Origin of the sequence: Idiomarina sp. UBA4206 (genome assembly GCF_002383015.1) — a bacterium.
Taxonomy (GTDB): Bacteria; Pseudomonadota; Gammaproteobacteria; order Enterobacterales; family Alteromonadaceae; genus Idiomarina; species Idiomarina abyssalis.
The window spans coordinates 62848-82345 of sequence record NZ_DFTS01000031.1; the positions used below are offsets into that span (position 1 = coordinate 62848).

The following is a 19498-nucleotide window of genomic DNA, read 5'->3' on the forward strand; positions in this document are numbered from 1 at the left end:
CATGCAGGCGTATCATCCGTTCTTTTTCTGGTGTCTGATCATTAGGCATAACCGCCAGCATGTTCAGCCCATAGGACTTAGCAACAACCGCGAGGCCAATGCCAGTATTGCCGGCAGTACCTTCCACTACGGTCATACCCGGCTTAAGTTCGCCGCGCTGCATAGCGTCGTCAATGAGCTGTTTAGCAGCACGATCTTTTATTGAGCCTCCCGGGTTCTGAAACTCGCACTTAATAAAGATATCGCACCCGGTTAAATCAGACAGCGATGGTATCCGTAACAGATCTGTCTCACCAATAAGGTCGCTCTGCCGTGCTCCAAGTTTCATGCTACTGCACCTTTCATCCTGCATTACTGTAGGTAAATAGTATCTCCCCTGTAAGGTCTGGGTTCAATAGCACTTTTGGTGCAGTGCACAGAGGTTGCGCACGTTTTTTGTGCAGAGCTCTCATCGAAATTCTATTTATCCATAAATATCAACAAATTAATCTTTGGCACATTTCCTGAATTAGAAGGTTGCTTAACAATCTTTTAATAAGGAAGCCTCATGAAAATGCTCGTTGCGTTAATCAAACCTTTCAAGCTGGAGGATGTAAAGCAGGCTTTGTTTGAAATTGGCTGCTCCGGCTTAACTGTAACCGAAGTTCGTGGTGTTGGCCGGCAAAAAGGCCATACCGAGCTGTATCGAGGAGCCGAGTACCAGGTCGACTTTCTTCCCAAAATGAAAATAGAACTGGCGCTTCCCGATGAAACCCTTGAACGGGCGCTGGAAGTTGTTAGCGCAGCGGCTCATACCGGCAATATCGGAGACGGAAAGATATTTGTTCTGCCACTTGAGCACTGCGTTCGCATACGTACCGGTGAAACTGACAAAGACGCTCTTTAAGGAGTCCCCCATGGAAGCACAAGATTTACAGCAACTCACTTTTGCCCTCGATACTTTTTATCTGCTTGTTTGCGGCGCGCTGGTCATGTGGATGGCAGCCGGGTTTTCAATGCTAGAAGCAGGCCTGGTAAGAGCCAAAAACACCACTGAAATTCTGACCAAAAATATTGCTCTCTACTCCATTGCCTGTATTACTTATTTAGCCATTGGTTATAAAGTCATGTACCCGGATCCTTCCCCTACTTACGCCGCCGATGCAAACTTCTTCTTTCAGGTTGTGTTTGTTGCAACCGCTATGTCCATTGTTTCCGGCGCCGTAGCAGAGCGAATGAAGCTCATGAGCTTTTTAGTTTTTTGTGTGGTACTCAGCGCATTTATTTACCCGGTTCAGGGCTTGTGGACCTGGGGCGGCGGCATGATAGCAAACTGGGGGTTTGTCGATTTTGCCGGCTCCAGTATTGTTCACTTAACCGGGGCATCAGCAGCACTGGCGGCGGTCATATTGCTGGGTCCCCGCTCTGGCAAATACCTGAGTGACGGCAGTATTAATGCCTTACCGGGTTCAAACATGCCTCTCGCCGCACTGGGTACTTTTATTCTCTGGTTCGGATGGTTCGGTTTTAACGGCGGGTCACAGTTAGCCCTGGGCTCAGTTGATGACGCCAACGCCATTGCACGCGCTATGGTCAATACCAACACCTCGGCAGCAGCAGGAACAATAGCGGCACTGCTGTTTACCAAGTTACTCTGGAAAAAAGCCGACCTGACTATGATACTAAACGGTGCTTTAGCCGGTTTAGTCGCCATAACTGCACAACCCGTTACTCCCGAACCCTGGCAGGCAAGTGTTTTTGGCTTTGTCGCCGGACTCATTGTTGTGTTGTCAATTATTGCTCTGGATAAGCTGCACATTGACGACCCGGTTGGGGCCATTTCGGTACATGGTGTCGTGGGTATATTCGGTACCCTGCTAGTGCCCATAACTGACTCCAGCGCCAGCTTTATGATTCAGTTCGCCGGCGTTGCCACAATTTTCGGTTGGGTCTTTGCCTGTAGCTTTATCATCTGGACTATACTCAAGCTGACCGTAGGTATTCGCGTGACGAAAGAACAGGAATACGTAGGCTTAGATCAGGTTGACTGTGGCGTTGAGGCTTATCCGGAGTTTACTTCGCAGAAGTAGCAATACCGACGTCATATTGCCAGGCCCGCCCGTTCTTGATACGGTTTTATGCCATCAATTTCATGAATGGGCGGACAATTATGTCGACATCACGAGAGTATGTTGAAGAACTTTTAGCTCAGGCAGATATTCGCATTAACGGCAATCGGGCCTGGGACATGCAAATACACGATGAAACCGTTTTTGATCAGGCTTTGTCGCGTGGCAACCTGGGTCTTGGCGAATCCTATATGGCACGCTTATGGGATGCCGAGTCTCTTGATCAGTTTTTTTTCAAGCTTTTGCGGTCGGGCATTCAAGACAAAGTAAACCCCGCACGCCTTATCTTTCACTCTCTGAAAAGCCGCATTTTCAATCTACAAAGTCAGTCGAAAGCCTGGGAAGTTGGACAGCACCATTACGATATGGGCAACGACTTGTACTCAGCTATGCTTGACGAACGCATGGTTTATACCTGTGCTTATTGGGAAAAAGCGAAAGATGTCGATGAAGCGCAACGGCACAAACTTGAGCTTTGCTGTAAAAAGTTAGGCCTGAAACCCGGTATGCGAGTGCTTGATATAGGCTGCGGTTGGGGCAGTTTTATGCAATACGCTGCTGAAAATTACGGCGTTGAATGCGTTGGCGTTACTATATCTAAAGAACAAGTTGCATTGGGTGAAGAGCGCTGTAAAGGCCTGCCTGTCGAGTTTCGATTACAAGACTACCGTGAGCTTGATGAGCAGTTTGATCGGGTTATCAGCCTGGGCATGTTCGAGCACGTAGGCCAGAAAAACTATGACGACTATATGGATGTAGCCCTGCGCTGCACTAAAGAAGACGGTCTGTTTTTACTTCACACGATAGGCAAAAATGTCAGCGACACAGCAGCTGACCCATGGATCAGTAAATACATTTTCCCTAATGGCGAAGTGCCTTCTATTTCACAAATTGGCACCGCGCTGGAAGAAAAGTTTGTCTGCGAAGACTTTCACAACTTTGGGGCTGATTACGATAAAACCCTAATGGCCTGGTTTGAGAATTTTGATAAGGCCTGGCCGGAGCTTAAATCGCAATTTGATGATGAGTTTTACCGTATGTGGAAATACTACTTACTATCTTGCGCCGGAGCCTTCCGCGCCCGTGATATCCAACTCTGGCAGTGGGTATTATCACCTAAAGGGCGCGTTGGCGGGTATTCACGGCCTCAGCTTTAAGAGTCCGCGTTAAATTCCGTCATAAAGATATCCCAGAAGACCAGGAACAGGGCTGCAACAAGCGGCCCTAATACAAAACCGGTAATTCCGAATAGAGACAAACCACCCAGAGTGGAAAACAACACTAAGTAGTCCGGCAGTTTTGTATCGCGGCCAACCAAAATTGGGCGTAATACATTATCGGCCAGACCAATAACAATTGCACCGTAAGCAACGAGTATGGTCGCGGCTATCCAGCTTCCTGTCGCGTATAGATAAATAGACACAGGTAGCCAGACCAGGCTGGCACCCACTGCAGGAATGAGTGACAAGAACGCCATCACAACACCCCAAAGTAAAGCGCCCGGAATGCCAAGCAACGCAAAGATAATACCGCCTAACGCCCCCTGAACAATCGCAACCACCAAGTTCCCTTTGACCGTCGCGCGTGTTACTTCCGCAAACTTAGTAAATAGCTTACGCTCCCGTTCATCTCCCAGAGGTAATGCCTTAACCATCAAGTTAATTAAACGGTGTCCGTCCCTTAGCAGGAAAAAAGTCAGGTAAATCATTAAAGCCAGGCTAATCAGAAAAGAAAATGTGTTTTGACCAATGCTCAGTGCTTCTTCCGCTAAAAACTTGCTACCGCTAACGGCTGTCGAGGATATTTTATCTCGCACATCGCTGGCTTTAATATCGAACTGAGCAAGAAGATCATTAATGATTGGGAAAGCAGTCTGAATTTCATCAAAAAGTTTTCCTGGATTGATTTTGCCTTCATCCAGTCGCTGGTAAAAACTAACGCCCTCTTGCACGAATGAATACGAAATTCCCAGTACCGGGATGACAACAATAACAAGTGCAATTAGCAGCGTAACAAGCGCTGCCCGGTTAGGCTTGTCTCCAAACTTGTTCTTCAACCGTTGCTGCAACGGCGAGAAAATTACCGTAACGACACAAGCCCAAAAAATAGCAGCCCAAAAAGGTATAAGTACCCAGGCAAAGGCAATGCTGACAAGTGCCAGCGTCAGTAAAAATGAACGTCTTTCTAATGATTCCCGCATACTTGCTTCCTTGGCATTAGTAATTCTTTGCGTAAAGACTTGACAGACTTCCCGTTAGATAACAATCTCAACATAGCTAACTGCTTAATTTATCACAACTGATAAGAATAAATGCCTAAATCGGAAGATCCATACAGCTTTGCCACTTGGTGCAAAGAAAGTTTGATTAACTTTACAAAGATGAACGCCGAAAAACAGGTGTTTATTGGGTTTGTATTGGCGATATTTATTGCTGCTTTTATCCGGGTTATTGAAATGACCGGTGGACTTCCAAGCCTGTACGAGCATTTACTTTACTTTCCTTTAGTATTAACCGGACTTCTACTTGGCCCCCGTATTGGCGCACTGGCTGGGTTCATGTGCGGTGTTTTACTGAGCCCATTTTCTTTTTCTGATTCATTAATAAGCAGTAACGAAATTGCCGGCGGCTGGATCCTTCGCTTACTGGCTTTCACTTTCATTGCCACTATCGCCGGCATTATTGCAAGAGTCGTAAAAGAGCTTAATGGCGCGGAAAAAAGTGCGAAGTTCAAATATCAGGGCACAGACTTGCCTAACATTAATGCCTTACTGGAACAGCTAGAAACTATTGGTCACAGTAAGGACGGAGCTCCGGACGACCTTATCGATATTTTCAACTTTCGCTTGCAGAATATGGAGAAAATTCAGCAGCAAGTAGGCACTGAAAAAGCCAATGAACTGGTCAAACAAATGGCAATACAATTGAAAAAGCTACTTGGCGACCAGGTTCACGTTGGGCAAACGTCGAAAAATGAACTCGTTGGCGTTAGCGCAGAGGCAGAAGAGAATACCAAAGAGCTGCAGAGCAAAATTGAAAGCTTTTTAGAAAAGCCGATAGTGGTCGACGGCGTTTCGTACCAAATGGATAGTGCAGCAGGTGTACTCCGGGTCAAAAAAGACCAGCTTAAAGAAGACCATCAAAAAGTGTTCGATGAAGCTCAGGCACATGCATTTAATGCCTTTCAGAAAAAACAGCAGTTTTCATTTTTGGAACAAAATGATAACGCGATAGACCAAATTGAAGAGGTGACGTTCTCTCGTCAGTTTAGCGAGGCCATGAAGAATAATGACATTCAGCTTTACTTCCAGCCCCGCCTTAACACCAATACGGGTTACTTTTCCGTTCTGGAAATATCGGCAAAATGGGTGCACCCAAAACGTGGCGGCATGAATTTAGAAGAGTTCAAGCCCATGATAGAGGAAGCTTCGTTAACCCAGCAGTTCACATCCTGGATGATTCAACGCACCTTTAAAGACTTGAAAACTTGGCTAAAACAAAAAGTCATAGTGCGAGTTTCTATTAATATCACTATTAATGATATTGTCGACCCTATTGTGCTAAACGTTCTGGCACACGAGCTACAGGACTCTAAGTTTCCTGCGCGGCAAGTTTATATTGAAGTGAGCGAACGTGCTCTAATGTCACTGTCTGATAAGTCGAAACGGTATCTGGAGCGTTTAAGAAGCGTTGGTTGTAACGTCATAGCTTCACATTTTGGAGAGGGTCGTTCGACCATTCAGTCACTTTTTGTACTACCCGTAGATGCCGTAAAACTCTCTGAAGAGTTGGTACAAAAAGCAACGTCGCACAGTGACAAAAAACGAGAGTTAGCGTCTATGGTCAAAATGGCGAGAGCTCGCGGTTTAACCACCATAGCCACAGGCATTAATGACCGCGCTAAACTCCTTCTGTTAAAACAAATAGGATGTGAGGAACTACAAGGATCGATTCTAAGTAAGTCGCTGAAAAAGGCTGATATACCCTGGGCCCGGATAAGATAATGAAAGACAAAATGAAGTTAACAACTCAGCATAAGTGGCGCCGACCGTTTTTCAAGCGCCCGGAAGTTATTCTGGTAATAGCCTACATAGTTGCAGCTATAGTTTGGGAGATTGGATCCAGCGCCCTAATTCAGAATTTAACGTTAGAAACCGATACCCAAAACCTTATGAACCGGTGGAAACCCTGGGGCTTTGTCGTTTTATCTGTGTTTTTTCTGTTTTTCTTTACTCGTATTTGGGTTTTAAGACTAAAAAAATCTCGCGAACTGCTTTATAACTATCTTGGGAACAGCCCTACCATTCATTACGAACTGCGTTCACTGGACTCAGGCATTCGCATTGACTGGGTCAGCCCAAATTGTGAACGCATTATGGGCTACTCACCCGAGGAGGTGAAAGCGCCAGGCTGGTGGTTACGCAATATCCACCCTAACGATACACAGTTAGCCAAGAAAACCATTTTACGAAGCCTTGAAGAAGACCAATTCGTTTACGAGTATCGCTTCCGTCATAAACAAGGCCACTACGTGTGGGTACGGGACGAATTACGCCGCACCAACAGACGCCCTTTAAGCTTTCAGGGTTCATGGACCAATATCTCAGCCGATTATGTTGATAACTCAAACGGCAAAGCTGGCGAGCTCTCAGAACATGGGGTCTTATCTGGTATTGCCTTGCTCAATAAGCACCGCAAAGTCATTAGCGTGGATGCTCCATTTACCGAAATTTCCGGATTAACCGAAGCTCAGTGTGTTAACTCAAAGTTAGAGGAGCTTTTCACCGCTACAGATATCGACGATCTTGACAGTAACTTCCCTTGTAACCAAAGCATTTTAATTGTTGGCCGTAACGCAGAGAAAAAACGTTACTCCGCTGTTCTGACAATTAGAGAGGCCGTTTCAGGCTTTTCTGAAGAAGCGACTTATACCGCTACATTAAGCGATGTAACCCGAATGAAACAGCAACAGCGGCAGTTACAGAAGTTAGCATTTTTTGACGACTTAACCGGGCTACCTAACGGCAATTCATTGGCATTAGATTTGTCCAGACTGCTGGATGAGTTGCCCAGCGATCGCCTCGCTGCAGTGTTAGTCATGAACGTCGATCATTTTCATCAGGTAAACGACAAATACGGTCATCACATTGGCGACAAAATTTTACAGCGCCTGACCCAAAGGCTAAAAGAAGTCACTCCTTTTGGCACTAAACTATACAATCTGGGTGGTGACGAGTTCGCTATTGTGCTGAATCACATTGTCGAATACATCGATATTCAGAATATTATCTTACAAATTCAAAAAGCCTACGAGCGCCCTTTTGGGCTGACCAGTGATGATCAGCAAGTTCAACTAACAGCCAGTATTGGTGCCAGCGTTTACCCCTTAGACGGGCACGATAGCGGAAAGCTCTTAGCTCAGGCTAATTTGGCAATGAACTCAGCTAAAGACCAGCAGAATGAAAACCAGGCTTACTTCAAACAAGAACTTGAGAACCGCTCTTACGATGAAATTCAGCTAGAGGAAGATGTACATAGCGTTCTTCAAAGTGAGCAAATGCAACTGGTCTATCAGCCAGTGCTCAATATGGATAAGCAGGTCGTCGGTGTTGAGGCTTTGTTGCGTTGGGAACACCCAGAACTTGGTACCTTACACCCTGAAAAATTCCTTCCCCAGTTTGACGCTAACGGCATGTTAGACACTTTGGGTATTTGGGTCATCGAAAACGTTGTAGCCCAGGTTGAAAGGTGGCAACAGCAGAATATTACGCCAGGTAAAATAGCCATTAATTTGGCCACTGAGCAAATATCACAGCGGCTCTACCAGGCCATGAACAGGTTAAATAAAGAAAACCCTAAGCTTTTAGCTAAAATTGAATTCGATTTAAGCGAGAGTAGCTTAAGCGAACCTCTGCCGAATACGCTCGAGATTATTGAACAACTGCACGAATTAGGTATTACGCTGGTTATCGACCGTTTTGGTAAGGGCATAGGCAGTATGCTGCATTTGAAAACTATGGCGGTCAGCAAAATTAAAATTGAACGTGAGTTTATCCGCGACCTTGATACCAACGAACGCTCACGAAACCTGGTCAAAGCAGTTATACGCATGACCACCGAGTTAGGCTTAGAAGTACAGGCAGTTGGCGTAGAGAATCAGGCCCAACTTGATAAACTCAAAGAGTTTGGCTGCCATTACTGGCAAGGGCAGCTTTATAAGCTACCTCAGGCCGCTGATGATGTTTTTAGCAGTGACTGATTTAGTCTTCTACTAAGGCCTCATAAATCTGAGTAATATGTGGGTCATTCACACCCAGTTGCTGTAGCGCCAGTTGCAGCTTTACCAGGTACTCGGCATTGGGGCCACTGGGTCCCGATGCACGGGCAATATGCTGGGCTATTTCAGATTCAGGGGCAGCACCAAGAAACGCTTCATTTTCTTCTGTTGCAATGTAAACCAGACCTTCGTTCTGAGAGCCATCGCGAAACGTCATTGCCGTGGTAAAACGCAGGTAACCGTTTTTCTCCCTATGATCCAAATGCTCAAACACATCCGGCGATACTTTATAGGCCATACCAGTACAAACTTCACCCGGCGTTTCAATTAAGGTGAGCACTCTACCCGGAGCTTCCGGCGTACCACGATGGTCATGCGAGCCTTGCCAGAAGCGGCGCGACCAGCCTTCAATAGAGGCGGGCGCCCTTTCGAGATAAGGAAAGTCAACTTTGTAAATGAGTGACCTATAACCAAATAGCCAAACAGCTTCCAACCCACTTAAATCCTGACGTTCTCTATTTATTGCAATGGTATCGTGTGACATACAACTCTCTTGCCTATTTTTCAGTTACAAAGGTTTGTAGCCGATACGGAAACCTCCCCAATGCTTTCCATTCACATAGACAGGTACCGATAAATCGTGCATAACCTCGCCCGTGTCGCGCTTGTACGTCTGTAACAATAACGCTTGTGTATGGGCTCCGCAACGCGCACCGGTTTTATCATTAAACAATCGACGAGAACGGTTACCGACCAAGTCTTTGTTTGGATCCCCGGTTAATGGTTTATTAAAGGCGTCATTATGTCGGGCGACATACCCATTCGGATCAGTCGCGATAGCGTAGACAATATGTTCGTGACGCTTCAGAACCGATTCTTGAATAGCGGGCAATACACTGTCGAAAAACTCTGTGTAAGCGGTTCTGTATTTTACCGGATCTGTCCCCGGCACGGGTTCATAGTTTTTTGAGAACAACTCAGAGGATGTCAGCTCACCCTGCTCGAGCGCCTGCTCTAAACGCTGTTCAATTTGCTGTGCCGCATCCGTCGCGGCTTTGTAAATAACTCTATGCTCTGCGTCGGCGTCGTTCTCAACCAAGTGCGCAAATAACTGTTCCGACTGCATTTCCAGTTGCTCTGCCTGACCACTGACATCATCAAGTTGCTGATACTGTTCCGACAGGTCCGAATTAACCGAATGCAGCAGCTCGCCGTTTCGGGAAAGATCCTGAGCGTTTTCTCCCATTAATGCCGTTATTTTCTGCAGTTGTTGCTCGACGGTTTCTGCTTGCTCAACAATGCTAGCCAGCTGCTCAACAATGCCCGCGGTGGTCTCAGACTGCTGCTCAATGTGCTTTGATAAATGCTCGATATTTTTGACAGCAGCAGTCGTTTCGGTATGAATCGCCTCTACCAGATTACTGACTTCTACGGTAGCATCCGAGGTTCTTCCCGCCAGCGTTCGCACTTCATCAGCAACGACCGCAAAGCCTCTGCCATGCTCGCCTGCACGAGCCGACTCTATTGACGCATTAAGCGCCAGCAAGTTGGTTTGTTCGGCAATACTGTCAATAACCTGAGTCACTTTGCGAATGTCACTGGCCTTCTCCTGCAGGCCCTTAACTGCTTCGGCACTTCCCCGGCTGTCTGATACAACGAGATCAATTTCGTGGGTCAGCTGCTTTATTCGTTCTCTGCCTTCATGACTTATCTGCTTAGTTTGCTCAGCAGCAACCGCAACTTCCGACGAGAAAGTCTCTATTCCCTGAGCCCTCTCACTCACCCGGGACGAGTTATCGACGCTCTCTTCCAGGCGCTCTACAATATCGGCCAGTACAGTCTTAAAACGGGTAATAGCAAAGCTGAGTTCGGCCGTTGCAATAGCATTCTTTCCGGAGTTTTCAGCAAGGTGGTCGGTGCTGTCGTCGGTATCTTCAGGCTCATCAAAAGGAGCCTGGGCTCGCCGCAAGTAGCTAATATAAAAAACGCTTAAACCAATGAACAATAAAGACTGCAGGCAGAGTTGAAGCCAAAGCCAGGGGACAAACGAGGTAACGATTAAACTGGCAACTATCGCTAAAACCGTTATTAGTAAAGGTGGTTTCACATCAACTGTGGACATTTTTTCGCTTCCATAAGGCGTAAACAACGCAACAAACCATGTATATTTATCGAACAGTTTCTATGAAACTTTATGGCGGTGCACTACGACCTTGGTAGCAAAGCCAGGCGAGCGCTAACTCGCCTGACCATTTAATTGATTAGAATCAACGCTCCTTTTCAGTTTCGTCGTTTGAGTCGAGTTCTTCTTGCTGTCGCAAGTAACCCGCCGCTTCTTCGTCCGAAGCCTGCGGTTTGTTTTGCTGCAACTTTTCCTGACTTGCAGGAATTGCGCGTGTCTGCTCATTTAGCTGATGTATCTGGGAGGCATTACCTAAGTCTCTGTTGCTGGTAATAGAAGCAATAGACTCACGATCTTTAAGGAAGTCGATGACATCGTTGCGAATTGATGCCATTTCATCGTCCGATTTATGCATTTCCAGAATGTGTCGAGGGTGTTCCAGGTTTTTCATTCCTGTAGCCGCAAAAGTTGTCGACACAATACGAGAGACAATAACCCAGGGAGTGATACTGCTGCGTACTAAGGTGTTTTCGGAACGGGTACTGTCGTGAATACCCGCACCAGTTGATATTTTAGATTCGGTGAAAGTACCTTCGCACTTAAAGTAGATAAGCATTGATTCAAACTGAATTTCAGCATAGAACAGATGCGCAATATTTGCCGCTAACCGCGCAAAGGCGCGTAACACATAACCGATAAGCAAGAAGTGAATAGCCGTCATGGCAACACCAGCCAGAGCCATTAAGTCAGCGTAAGCCGTATTCTCTGATAACCGGTAGTTCATGCTATCCAGCAGTTTCACCACATCCACCGTGGCATAAGCTAAAAAGAAAGTGAAAAGCACACCAACAATGAACAGGCTGTTACCCAACAACAAACTCACCAGGCGGGATTTTTCAAATAAAGCGCCCAACCCCATAGGTTTAACTCGTGGCTGCACTTCCTGAATCATCTCACCGCTGAATGCGCCTTTACCGTCTACTTGTTCCTGCAAGTTAGGATCAAGCTCACGATAGACCCGGTTAGGTACTTCGCGGTAACGACGGTTCGCCATTACCAGATTATCCAAATTAATAAAGATTTCTTTAGGGTGTACTGACTCCTGCCAGTTTTCGCGTAGCTCTGAAACTTCGGAAACCGGGTTCGCATCGGCTAAGCGTTTTTTCAACAGCACCACGGTTACTAACGTACAAACAATAGCACCGACAAAAATGCTCAATAGATACCAACCGGCATGAAAGTTTGGTAACGCCGCAAACTGTTGCTCAATTGCAGCCGCGGTTAAATTTGCGGCGTTCATCCACCATCCAACAACCAGACCTACAACAACCGGTAGAAGCAGCGCAAAGGCTATAGTTTTAACCAAATCGCCACTACCCATTGAATCAATAGACTGCTCTGCTCCGCGCGATATAGCCTGGCCTGCAGCCTTCCATACATGCATGATATACAGCGTTAACAATACAGTATAAACCGGGAACGCAAGTACACCAGCGTCACCGGCAAACCCAGCCAGAGAAACAAAGGCAGCAAAACCAAAGGCAACCATTGCAGTCAGAGTACGCACCCACGCACCTAACAAACGCTGCGCCATGTTTCGAATGGGGTAAGGCATAAACAGCAACTTGGGAAATACCGTGTGAGCAATGCGCGCCAACAAGCCTTTTGGCTCTATAAAGGTACTGTTCTTACGACCCATCAGCATTTCTTCCAATGCCTGATCGTTATAAGCAACGTAACGCGACTCTTCCTGCGCTGTGCTGCGTTCAGACTTACTAAAATTGCGTGCCAGTGATGTTGGATGGTTACGACCAACAAAGTAGCGCAGCATAGCCATAATACCGCCACTCAGCACTTTAATACCGCCAGCCAGCAATAACAGCCCGAAGATAGCTAATACCCAGCCTGTAATTGCATCGGGCTTAACGGCCCCGGCACCTGCTACCAGTAAATAAATGCCAAACAACGATTGCACCACACCGCGAACACTCGTCACCAATCCTTCGGTTTTAAACGGGTTCTTTAACCCCAGATCAATCGAACCGTAATCAAACGCCACCGAACTTCCCCTATTTAATACCTAATAAAAATAAAGGCTTTAGGTTAGCGGTAAGTTAACGGCTGAGCAATAGAAAGTTAGGTATGGCAAAGGCGCTTACTTCATTGACATCAAGCCCCACGCGTAGCAATCTAACCTTCTATTTAGGCACCAACTGGCAAAACCTATGAAAAACATCGTTGATCACTTAGCGCAGTATGCGGCTTATCATCGTAATCGTAAGAATGTGGCGACCCACATTGTCGGCATTCCTATGATTGTCGTTGGTATCATTAGTCTCTTGTCTCGACCTGCACTACCTTTGGATTATCTGTTGATCACCCCGGCCAGTCTGGTTGTTTTAGCCGCTGTTATTTTTTATATTCGGCTTGATATTAAGCTTGGGCTACTCATGACCGTGCTGCTATGGCTGTCTTTAGCCATTGGCCGGGACATTGCAGCTTTACCAACAATGTTTTGGCTTAGTTGGGGCATTGGCCTATTCGTAGTCGGCTGGATCTTCCAATTCATTGGCCATTATTTTGAGGGCAGAAAGCCCGCTTTTGTTGATGACATTATGGGTTTAGCAATTGGTCCCTTATTTGTGGTGGCAGAAGTTGTATTCATTTTAGGCTTTAGAAAGGACTTAAAAGCAGCGGTGGAACAAAAACTATGATGGAACTGGATTACCCTCAGTGGTTTCATGACTGGGCGGCCTCCCAACCCTGGGCTTATACCATTAGCGCCTGTGTTATTCTGGCAGTTGCCGTTTGGATATCCCAGCTCATCACTCAGCAAGTTTTATTACGTGGTGTTTCGCGACTACTGTCACAAACAGAGTTAGGCAGCGACCCAGGCGTTGGCATTCGGGTTATTGTGCACCGTCTGGCTCAGGTTGTTCCTGCTTTGGTATTGTCCGCCGGCATTTATCTGGTACCCGACCTACCTGAAACCGTTACCACAGTCATACGTAACATCAGTATTGCTTACTTAATATTGACTCTGGCGCGTTCATTCAGCGCCGCCATGACCAGTGTTAATGAAATATACAACCGTCAGCCCGACGCGCATGAAAAGCCCATTAAAGGTTATCTGCAAATAGCAAAAATTGTGGTTTACGTTGTTGCCGCCATTCTCATCATAGCGTCACTACTTGACCGTTCACCGGTTATTCTGCTTTCGGGAATTGGTGCCATGGGTGCTGTTGCTATGCTGGTCTTTCAGGACACGATACTGTCACTGGTTGCCAGCATTCAGCTTTCCTCTAACGACATGATTCGGGTTGGCGACTGGATAGAAATGCCACAGCTAAATGCCGATGGCGATGTCATTGATATCGCACTTCATACCGTACGGGTTCAGAACTGGGATAAAACCATCACTAACATCCCGACCAAACGCCTTATCTCTGAGTCTTTTAAAAACTGGCGCGGTATGCAGGAAAGTGGCGGACGCCGTATAAAGCGCGCCTTGTATATTGACCAGAACAGCATTCATTTTTTGTCCGACGAGCAGAAGAAAAAGCTTAAGCGTTTCTCCTTGCTTAACGACTATCTGGAGCAAAAAGAGAAAGATATTTCAGAGTGGAACTCTAGCCTTGAGCAAACCGGAGCAGATCCAATTAATGGCCGACAGGTGACAAATATTGGTACCTTTCGCGCCTACGTGAAACAGTACCTTAGTAACAGACCTGACGTGCATAAAGGGCTGACATTAATGGTAAGGCAGCTGAGCCCTGGCCCTCAGGGCTTACCTATTGAAATCTATTGCTTTAGCAATGACACAGCATGGGAAACCTACGAAGGCATACAGTCTGATATTTTTGATCACTTGTTTGCCATACTGCCGCAATTTGATTTGCAGGTATTTCAGGAAACATCCGGCCAGGATGTGCGCACAGCGGTGCAGCAACTAGGGTTAACTCAAAATAAGCCGGAATGATATCTGTAGCAATTAATCAAGTATTTATTGAGTCAGCTCAAAAATGCTTGTATGGTCTTTCACCTCATTTGTAACCCGAGAATACAGTGGTGGTATCGTTGTGAAAGTGCTCTTCATGTTACCCAAGACCTTGTTGTTGCTGCTCTTCATTTTTGGCGTTTCTGATGCCAGCGCAGACAACAAAGAGCTCCTTAAACAAGTTACCTTTAATGAGGTGCTCGCCCTTAACAGTGAAGGCCCGACAAAAACTTACTCTTACGGAGAGCAGACTTCACAGTTTATCCAGTTCTGGAGCACGCGCGAACATTCAGACTCAGCCGCTAACGTTATTTTTATTCACGGTGGCTGCTGGCTAAAAGACTACGACATTACTCACACCACCCCCGCCAGCAATGCATTAAGAAACGCAGGCTTTAATGTGTGGTCAATAGAGTATCGCCGTTTAGGCCAAGAAGGCGGTGACTGGCCAGCGAGCTTAAACGACGTAGAAGCCGCTATCGACTTTATTGGCGACAAGCTTAATGGCCGACCCAGCGCTGTTATGGGGCACTCTGCAGGCGGGCACCTTGCATTGCTGGCCACTGCAAATGACACTCCTGCATCGCCTAACATTAACGTTGTGATTGGCCTTGCTGCCATTACCGACATGGTCAGTTACACGCAAACCGATGGTAGTTGTAACCGCGCGGCTTTAAACTTAATGAAAACCGCCTACGAAAATACCAGTGATTACCAGAAGGCCAGTCCAAGAACCCAAAAACTGCACGATAATACCTGGTTAATTCAGGGAGATGCCGACCGTATTGTGCCACTGAGCCAAACTCACAATATTGACGTAGAAACAGAGATACTGGAAGGTGTCGGCCATTTTGACCTGATACACCCACACTCAAGCGCATGGAAAGCCATTATTAAACGCCTGAACAACGAGCTTCATCCATGAACCTTACCGACATACAAGAACTTGACATCATTGACCCTTTCGCAAAGCACCGCGAACAATTTCAGTTACCCGAGAATAAAGTCTATTTGGACGGCAATTCTTTAGGAATAATGACCAAAGCAACAGAAACTCGCTTGCAGAACGTTATACAACAACAATGGTCACAAGATCTTATCAATAGCTGGAACGACCATAACTGGGTGAACTTGCCGCAAACCGTTGGTGAAAAAATTGCGCATTTAATAGGGGCCGAACCAGAGCAAACCATTTGCTGCGACTCAATATCGGTCAATTTATTCAAAGCACTCACCGCTGCGCTGACCATCGTTCAGACGCAGGACTCTGAGCGCACTGTTGTTCTGTCGACAAAAGACAACTTCCCTACCGACTTATATATGGTTCAGGGTGTTGCTCAGTTTTTAGGGCAGCATCGCTGCCAATTGAAGCTCGTTGACGAAAGCGAGCTTGAACAGCACATAAATAGCAAAACCGCTCTGGTGCTGGCAACCGAAGTGAACTTTCGGACCGGCCGACGCATTAACGCAAAGCAGTTGGTCGCCAATGCGCACGAAAACGGCGCTCTGGTAATTCTCGATTTAGCACACAGTGCCGGTGCTATGCCCGTTCATTTGGATGACTGGCAAGTGGATTTTGCGGTCGGCTGCACCTACAAATACCTGAACGGAGGGCCCGGTGCTCCCGCATTTATCTACGCAGCAAAACGGCACCACAAAAACATGAGCCAACCCTTAAGTGGCTGGTTTGGTCACGCCAGGCCCTTCGACTTTTCACCGGAATACGAACCGGCTGCGGGTATACAGCAGATGCTTACCGGAACACCTTCGGTTCTGGCTATGTCAGCCGTGGACGCCGCGCTGGATGTTTTTAAAGGCGTTAGCTTAGAAAAGCTAAGAGAAAAGTCGCTACAACTGTCCGATGTGTTTCATCAGTTATTAAAGACTCATGACCTTGATGACGTACTGCAGCCTATTTTTCCAGAGCAACGAAGCGAACGAGGCAGCCAACTGTCTTATCACTACGAGCATGCTTACGGTCTCTGCCAGGCTTTAATTCAACGAGGCGTTGTTGCTGACTTCCGTGCACCTAACTACATTCGTTTTGGGTTCACCCCACTGTATAACAGCTTCGAGGATATTTGGCAGGCAGCCGAACAGTTGCGGCAAGTGTTAGCAGAAAATGAACATCTGGATCCGCGCTGGCAACAACGTAATACCGTCACCTAAAACCAAAAAGCCTCAACGAAACTCACTGCGTTGAGGCTTTTTCAGAACGGCTTTGGTTTACATCATATTTCCTAACGGAACTTTTTGACCATTGAGCATAGCCTCACCGCCTTCCATTTGGAACTCACTGCGGTAATCGTCTTCAGTTTCCGTCAGTAAGCCCTGCTGTAAATACATGTTGATCATCATTGGCGCCTGTTGCTCAGCCATTTTCTGCATCTCGGCCTCATCAGCACCCGGATACTGCATACGCATAGTTGATAACAGTTGTTGTTCAGCAAGCCACTTTAATAGAGGTTTATCAACAGTCAGCGACGCATCGGCAATCAAACTCGAAAGCCAGAACCGAATATCATCCAAATTATCAGGTACCTGAGCCACACCAACCAATTTAGCTGATAAGTCGCCTTCAAAATTTCCCGGTTCCATTTGACCGCTAAACTCACTAACAACAAACTCAGGCTCTGCCTTCAGTAGTTGCGGTAAACTGTCTTTTACCAACTTCTCAGTTGCCGCCTCCATTTCGTCCGGCCCCTGGTCATAAATAGTTTGCATAGTCTGGTTGTAGGCCCGCAAAAACTCGGCATCGAGATTATTAAATGCCATGTTTACAACAAGATTCTCAAGGTGAGTGTCGCCAAACATAAATGATTTCATCGAATAGTTCATATCCACATTCATGTGTTTTTCATTATCGCTAAATGCACTGATAGCCTCGACATCAAGCTCTTCTAAATTGAAAAAATCGACATCATCAGGCGAGCGCGCAGTAACCTTTTCAAGCTGCATCGACATTTCGCTTTCATAAAGTCCACCCTGCATAATACTGAGCAAGTCGCCTTTAGCTTCCGTACGGACTTTCATCTCACCAACGCTGACAGCCTGAACTTCCATAAGCACTTCAGCACCCTCTAATACGCCCTCATAGCTGAAGCTGTCTGACGAAACCTCGCCACTGCCTTCATAGCGGGACACTGAAATCTGCTGGCGGGCGTCATTTGGCACTAAGGTAAACGAAGAAATGGAGTCGCTGTAGCTAAAGGTGCCGGAAAAACCGACAGAGCCAACCATATGATAAAAAGGCGTTTCATCTTCCCAGTCCAGAAACTCACGTAAGCCTTCGTCTTTAGAGCTGGCCTCAAGTGACGCCAGACCAAGCCCCGGAGAAAACTGAGTAAGCACAGGGCCATGTTGAACATCAATAACCACCTCAAAAGAAAGCTCTTCAGATTGTTCTGCTTCGGGGAACGCACCGCTGAAATCAACGCCCAGCTCGACGGTTGCGGTTGAGCCAAACCAGCCTCTGTCAAATGACACAACTTGCGCTGTATAGGCAGGCACATTATTTAATGCCTCGACGTGCTGCTTCAATGTGTCTTCAACTTGAGATCCGGCAAAGCGGGGGCCAATTAAAGCAGCAGCGACAACGACAATACCGACGCCGCCAAGGAGTCCTTTCTTATTCATAGTAGTCCTTTCATTTATAGAGGTGATTTGTAATTATTATGTTGAAATTATACATAAATTAAAAACCGACAGCAAAAGTTATGCCCGCAATAGGCGAGTGTGAACCTTTGTGTTAGTTTTCCAGTAGAAGTAACAGGTCTTTTTTAAGCAGGTATAGCAATATGGTCAGGATAGTAACGGCAGCATTGACTGCCCTCCTTCTTTTTGGATGTTCCTCAGGCGACTGGCGAGATGCGTCCAGAGAGCCCGCGGGTATCGCGCCTGACCCTGAAATTGAAAAACAAGCCGTCATAGAAGCCTATGCCGCCGATGCGTTTGGCTGGCGTGGCTGGTTTGCCGTTCATACCTGGCTGGCAGTGAAACCAGAAAATGCCAGTGAGTATACCGTATACGAAGTGGTGGGCTGGGGTGTGGAGCATGGACGTCCGGCACTGCGTGTTTATCAAACAGCAACCCCTGACCGCTACTGGTATGGCGCCGAACCCGAAAAAATACTCTCGGTATCGGGAACCCAGGCCGCCGGAATGATCTCGCGCATTGAAGAAGCAGCTTCCCGTTACCCCTGGGCGGACCAATACGAAGTGCTACCGGGGCCTAACAGCAATACCTTTCCGGCCTGGATAGCCATACAAGTTCCTGAGCTTGGCCTGAAATTACCTTTCAGTGCTATTGGCAGCGGCTACGCGGATAATGATCAATAGGTAAAAAAATGGGATAATGCACCCATTGCTCGCTGACAGCAGTCAACTTATTCAACCGCGGTGCCCCCTAAATGGAAATCAATGTAAACTTTCTCGACAATATGCGCCTTGAGGCAAAATTCGATGACTTCACGGTTATTTCGGATCAGCCCATTCGATACAAAGGCGACGGTTCCGCCCCCGGCCCTTTTGACTACTTTCTGGCGTCTTCCGTTATGTGCGCGGCGCACTTCATTCGTCTGTATTGCGACGCCCGCGATATTCCAACCGAGAATATCCGCATTTCACAAAACAACGTTGTCGACCCGGAAGACCGCTACAAGCAGTTGTTCAAAATTCAGGTTGAATTACCGGCCGATGTTTCCGAGAAAGACCGCAAAGCCATTATTCGGGCAGCTGAGCGTTGTGCCGTTAAGCGCGTTATAGAAAATGATCTGGAATTTGACGTTGAAGCGGTTGAAAGCATTACTCAAGACGCTCAGGCGTTACTGACCATACGCCCTGACAGCGACAGCAGAACCTTTATTGAAGGCAAAGACTTACCGCTGGAACAAACCATTGCCAATATGACCGCCATACTGGCGGACTTAGGCATGAAGATAGAAATATCTTCCTGGCGTAATATTGTCCCGCATGTCTGGTCGCTGCATATTCGCGA

At 46.8% G+C, this 19498-nt stretch carries 16 protein-coding genes and 1 pseudogene; 11 read left to right on the top strand and 6 right to left on the bottom strand.

Annotated features, from left to right (window positions below; genetic code table 11):
- Window positions 1–328, bottom strand: a pseudogene (locus tag B3180_RS06765) (pyridoxal-phosphate dependent enzyme); the annotation flags it as partial.
- 219 nt (window positions 329–547) lie between these two features.
- Here B3180_RS06765 and B3180_RS06770 point away from each other — a divergent pair.
- The 3 genes from B3180_RS06770 (at window position 548) to cfa (ending at window position 3265) form a co-directional block, all read left to right on the top strand.
- Window positions 548–886 (top strand): P-II family nitrogen regulator, encoded by a 339-nt coding sequence (locus B3180_RS06770; protein WP_054489485.1) that lies wholly within the window; start codon window positions 548–550, stop codon window positions 884–886.
- A gap of 10 nt (window positions 887–896) precedes the next feature.
- Window positions 897–2069, top strand: a complete 1173-nt coding sequence (locus B3180_RS06775; RefSeq protein WP_278358437.1) for an ammonium transporter — start codon at window positions 897–899, stop codon at window positions 2067–2069.
- Between the two features lie 80 nt (window positions 2070–2149).
- Window positions 2150–3265: a cyclopropane fatty acyl phospholipid synthase gene (cfa, locus tag B3180_RS06780; protein WP_222235773.1), complete on the top strand. Its 1116-nt coding sequence runs from the start codon at window positions 2150–2152 to the stop codon at window positions 3263–3265.
- Here the strand turns inward: cfa and B3180_RS06785 are convergent.
- The gene (locus tag B3180_RS06785; RefSeq protein WP_278358436.1) at window positions 3262–4308 is read right to left on the bottom strand and encodes an AI-2E family transporter; all 1047 of its coding nucleotides are present in this window, start codon (window positions 4306–4308) and stop codon (window positions 3262–3264) included. The genes cfa and B3180_RS06785 overlap by 4 nt on opposite strands.
- Before the next feature lie 111 nt (window positions 4309–4419).
- On the opposite strand from B3180_RS06785, the gene B3180_RS06790 reads away from it, so the two are divergent.
- A complete protein-coding gene (locus B3180_RS06790) occupies window positions 4420–6111 on the top strand; it encodes an EAL domain-containing protein (RefSeq protein ID WP_222235775.1) in 1692 nt (563 codons plus the stop codon).
- Window positions 6111–8366 carry an EAL domain-containing protein gene (locus tag B3180_RS06795; RefSeq protein WP_286843695.1) on the top strand — a complete coding sequence of 752 codons (2256 nt, stop codon included), beginning with the start codon at window positions 6111–6113 and terminating at the stop codon, window positions 8364–8366. Before B3180_RS06790 ends, B3180_RS06795 begins: the two co-directional genes overlap by 1 nt.
- A gap of 1 nt (window position 8367) precedes the next feature.
- Here the strand turns inward: B3180_RS06795 and B3180_RS06800 are convergent, their stop codons facing one another.
- The 3 genes from B3180_RS06800 to B3180_RS06810 form a co-directional block, all read right to left on the bottom strand.
- On the bottom strand, window positions 8368–8928 hold the full coding sequence (locus B3180_RS06800; protein ID WP_286843697.1) for a gamma-glutamylcyclotransferase: 561 nt from the start codon (window positions 8926–8928) through the stop codon (window positions 8368–8370).
- 24 nt (window positions 8929–8952) lie between these two features.
- Complete coding sequence (locus tag B3180_RS06805; protein WP_199494336.1) at window positions 8953–10506, bottom strand: methyl-accepting chemotaxis protein; 1554 nt, start codon at window positions 10504–10506, stop codon at window positions 8953–8955.
- 145 nt (window positions 10507–10651) lie between these two features.
- A complete protein-coding gene (locus tag B3180_RS06810; RefSeq protein WP_278358434.1) occupies window positions 10652–12565 on the bottom strand; it encodes a hypothetical protein in 1914 nt (637 codons plus the stop codon).
- A gap of 166 nt (window positions 12566–12731) precedes the next feature.
- On the opposite strand from B3180_RS06810, the gene B3180_RS06815 reads away from it, so the two are divergent.
- Genes B3180_RS06815 through kynU form a run of 4 tightly spaced genes read left to right on the top strand, consistent with a single transcriptional unit; the run spans window position 12732 to window position 16672 of the window.
- Window positions 12732–13220, top strand: coding sequence for a DUF962 domain-containing protein (locus B3180_RS06815; RefSeq protein ID WP_199494324.1), 489 nt, complete (start codon window positions 12732–12734; stop codon window positions 13218–13220).
- Complete coding sequence (locus B3180_RS06820; protein ID WP_278356728.1) at window positions 13217–14485, top strand: mechanosensitive ion channel family protein; 1269 nt, start codon at window positions 13217–13219, stop codon at window positions 14483–14485. The genes B3180_RS06815 and B3180_RS06820 overlap by 4 nt, the downstream gene beginning before the upstream one ends.
- Window positions 14486–14528: 43 nt before the next feature.
- Complete coding sequence (locus tag B3180_RS06825) at window positions 14529–15428, top strand: alpha/beta hydrolase (RefSeq protein ID WP_286843700.1); 900 nt, start codon at window positions 14529–14531, stop codon at window positions 15426–15428.
- Window positions 15425–16672: a kynureninase gene (gene kynU, locus B3180_RS06830; RefSeq protein ID WP_199494323.1), complete on the top strand. Its 1248-nt coding sequence runs from the start codon at window positions 15425–15427 to the stop codon at window positions 16670–16672. The genes B3180_RS06825 and kynU overlap by 4 nt, the downstream gene beginning before the upstream one ends.
- Before the next feature lie 57 nt (window positions 16673–16729).
- On the opposite strand, the gene B3180_RS06835 is transcribed toward kynU, so the two are convergent.
- The gene (locus B3180_RS06835) at window positions 16730–18139 is read right to left on the bottom strand and encodes a YdgA family protein (protein ID WP_278358432.1); all 1410 of its coding nucleotides are present in this window, start codon (window positions 18137–18139) and stop codon (window positions 16730–16732) included.
- Window positions 18140–18300: 161 nt separating this feature from the next.
- On the opposite strand from B3180_RS06835, the gene B3180_RS06840 reads away from it, so the two are divergent.
- Together B3180_RS06840 and B3180_RS06845 are read left to right on the top strand one after the other, a co-directional pair.
- Window positions 18301–18840: a DUF3750 domain-containing protein gene (locus B3180_RS06840; RefSeq protein ID WP_273022907.1), complete on the top strand. Its 540-nt coding sequence runs from the start codon at window positions 18301–18303 to the stop codon at window positions 18838–18840.
- Window positions 18841–18911: 71 nt separating this feature from the next.
- The coding region (locus B3180_RS06845) for an OsmC family protein (RefSeq protein WP_286843704.1) at window positions 18912–19498 on the top strand (587 nt) is incomplete at its 3' end.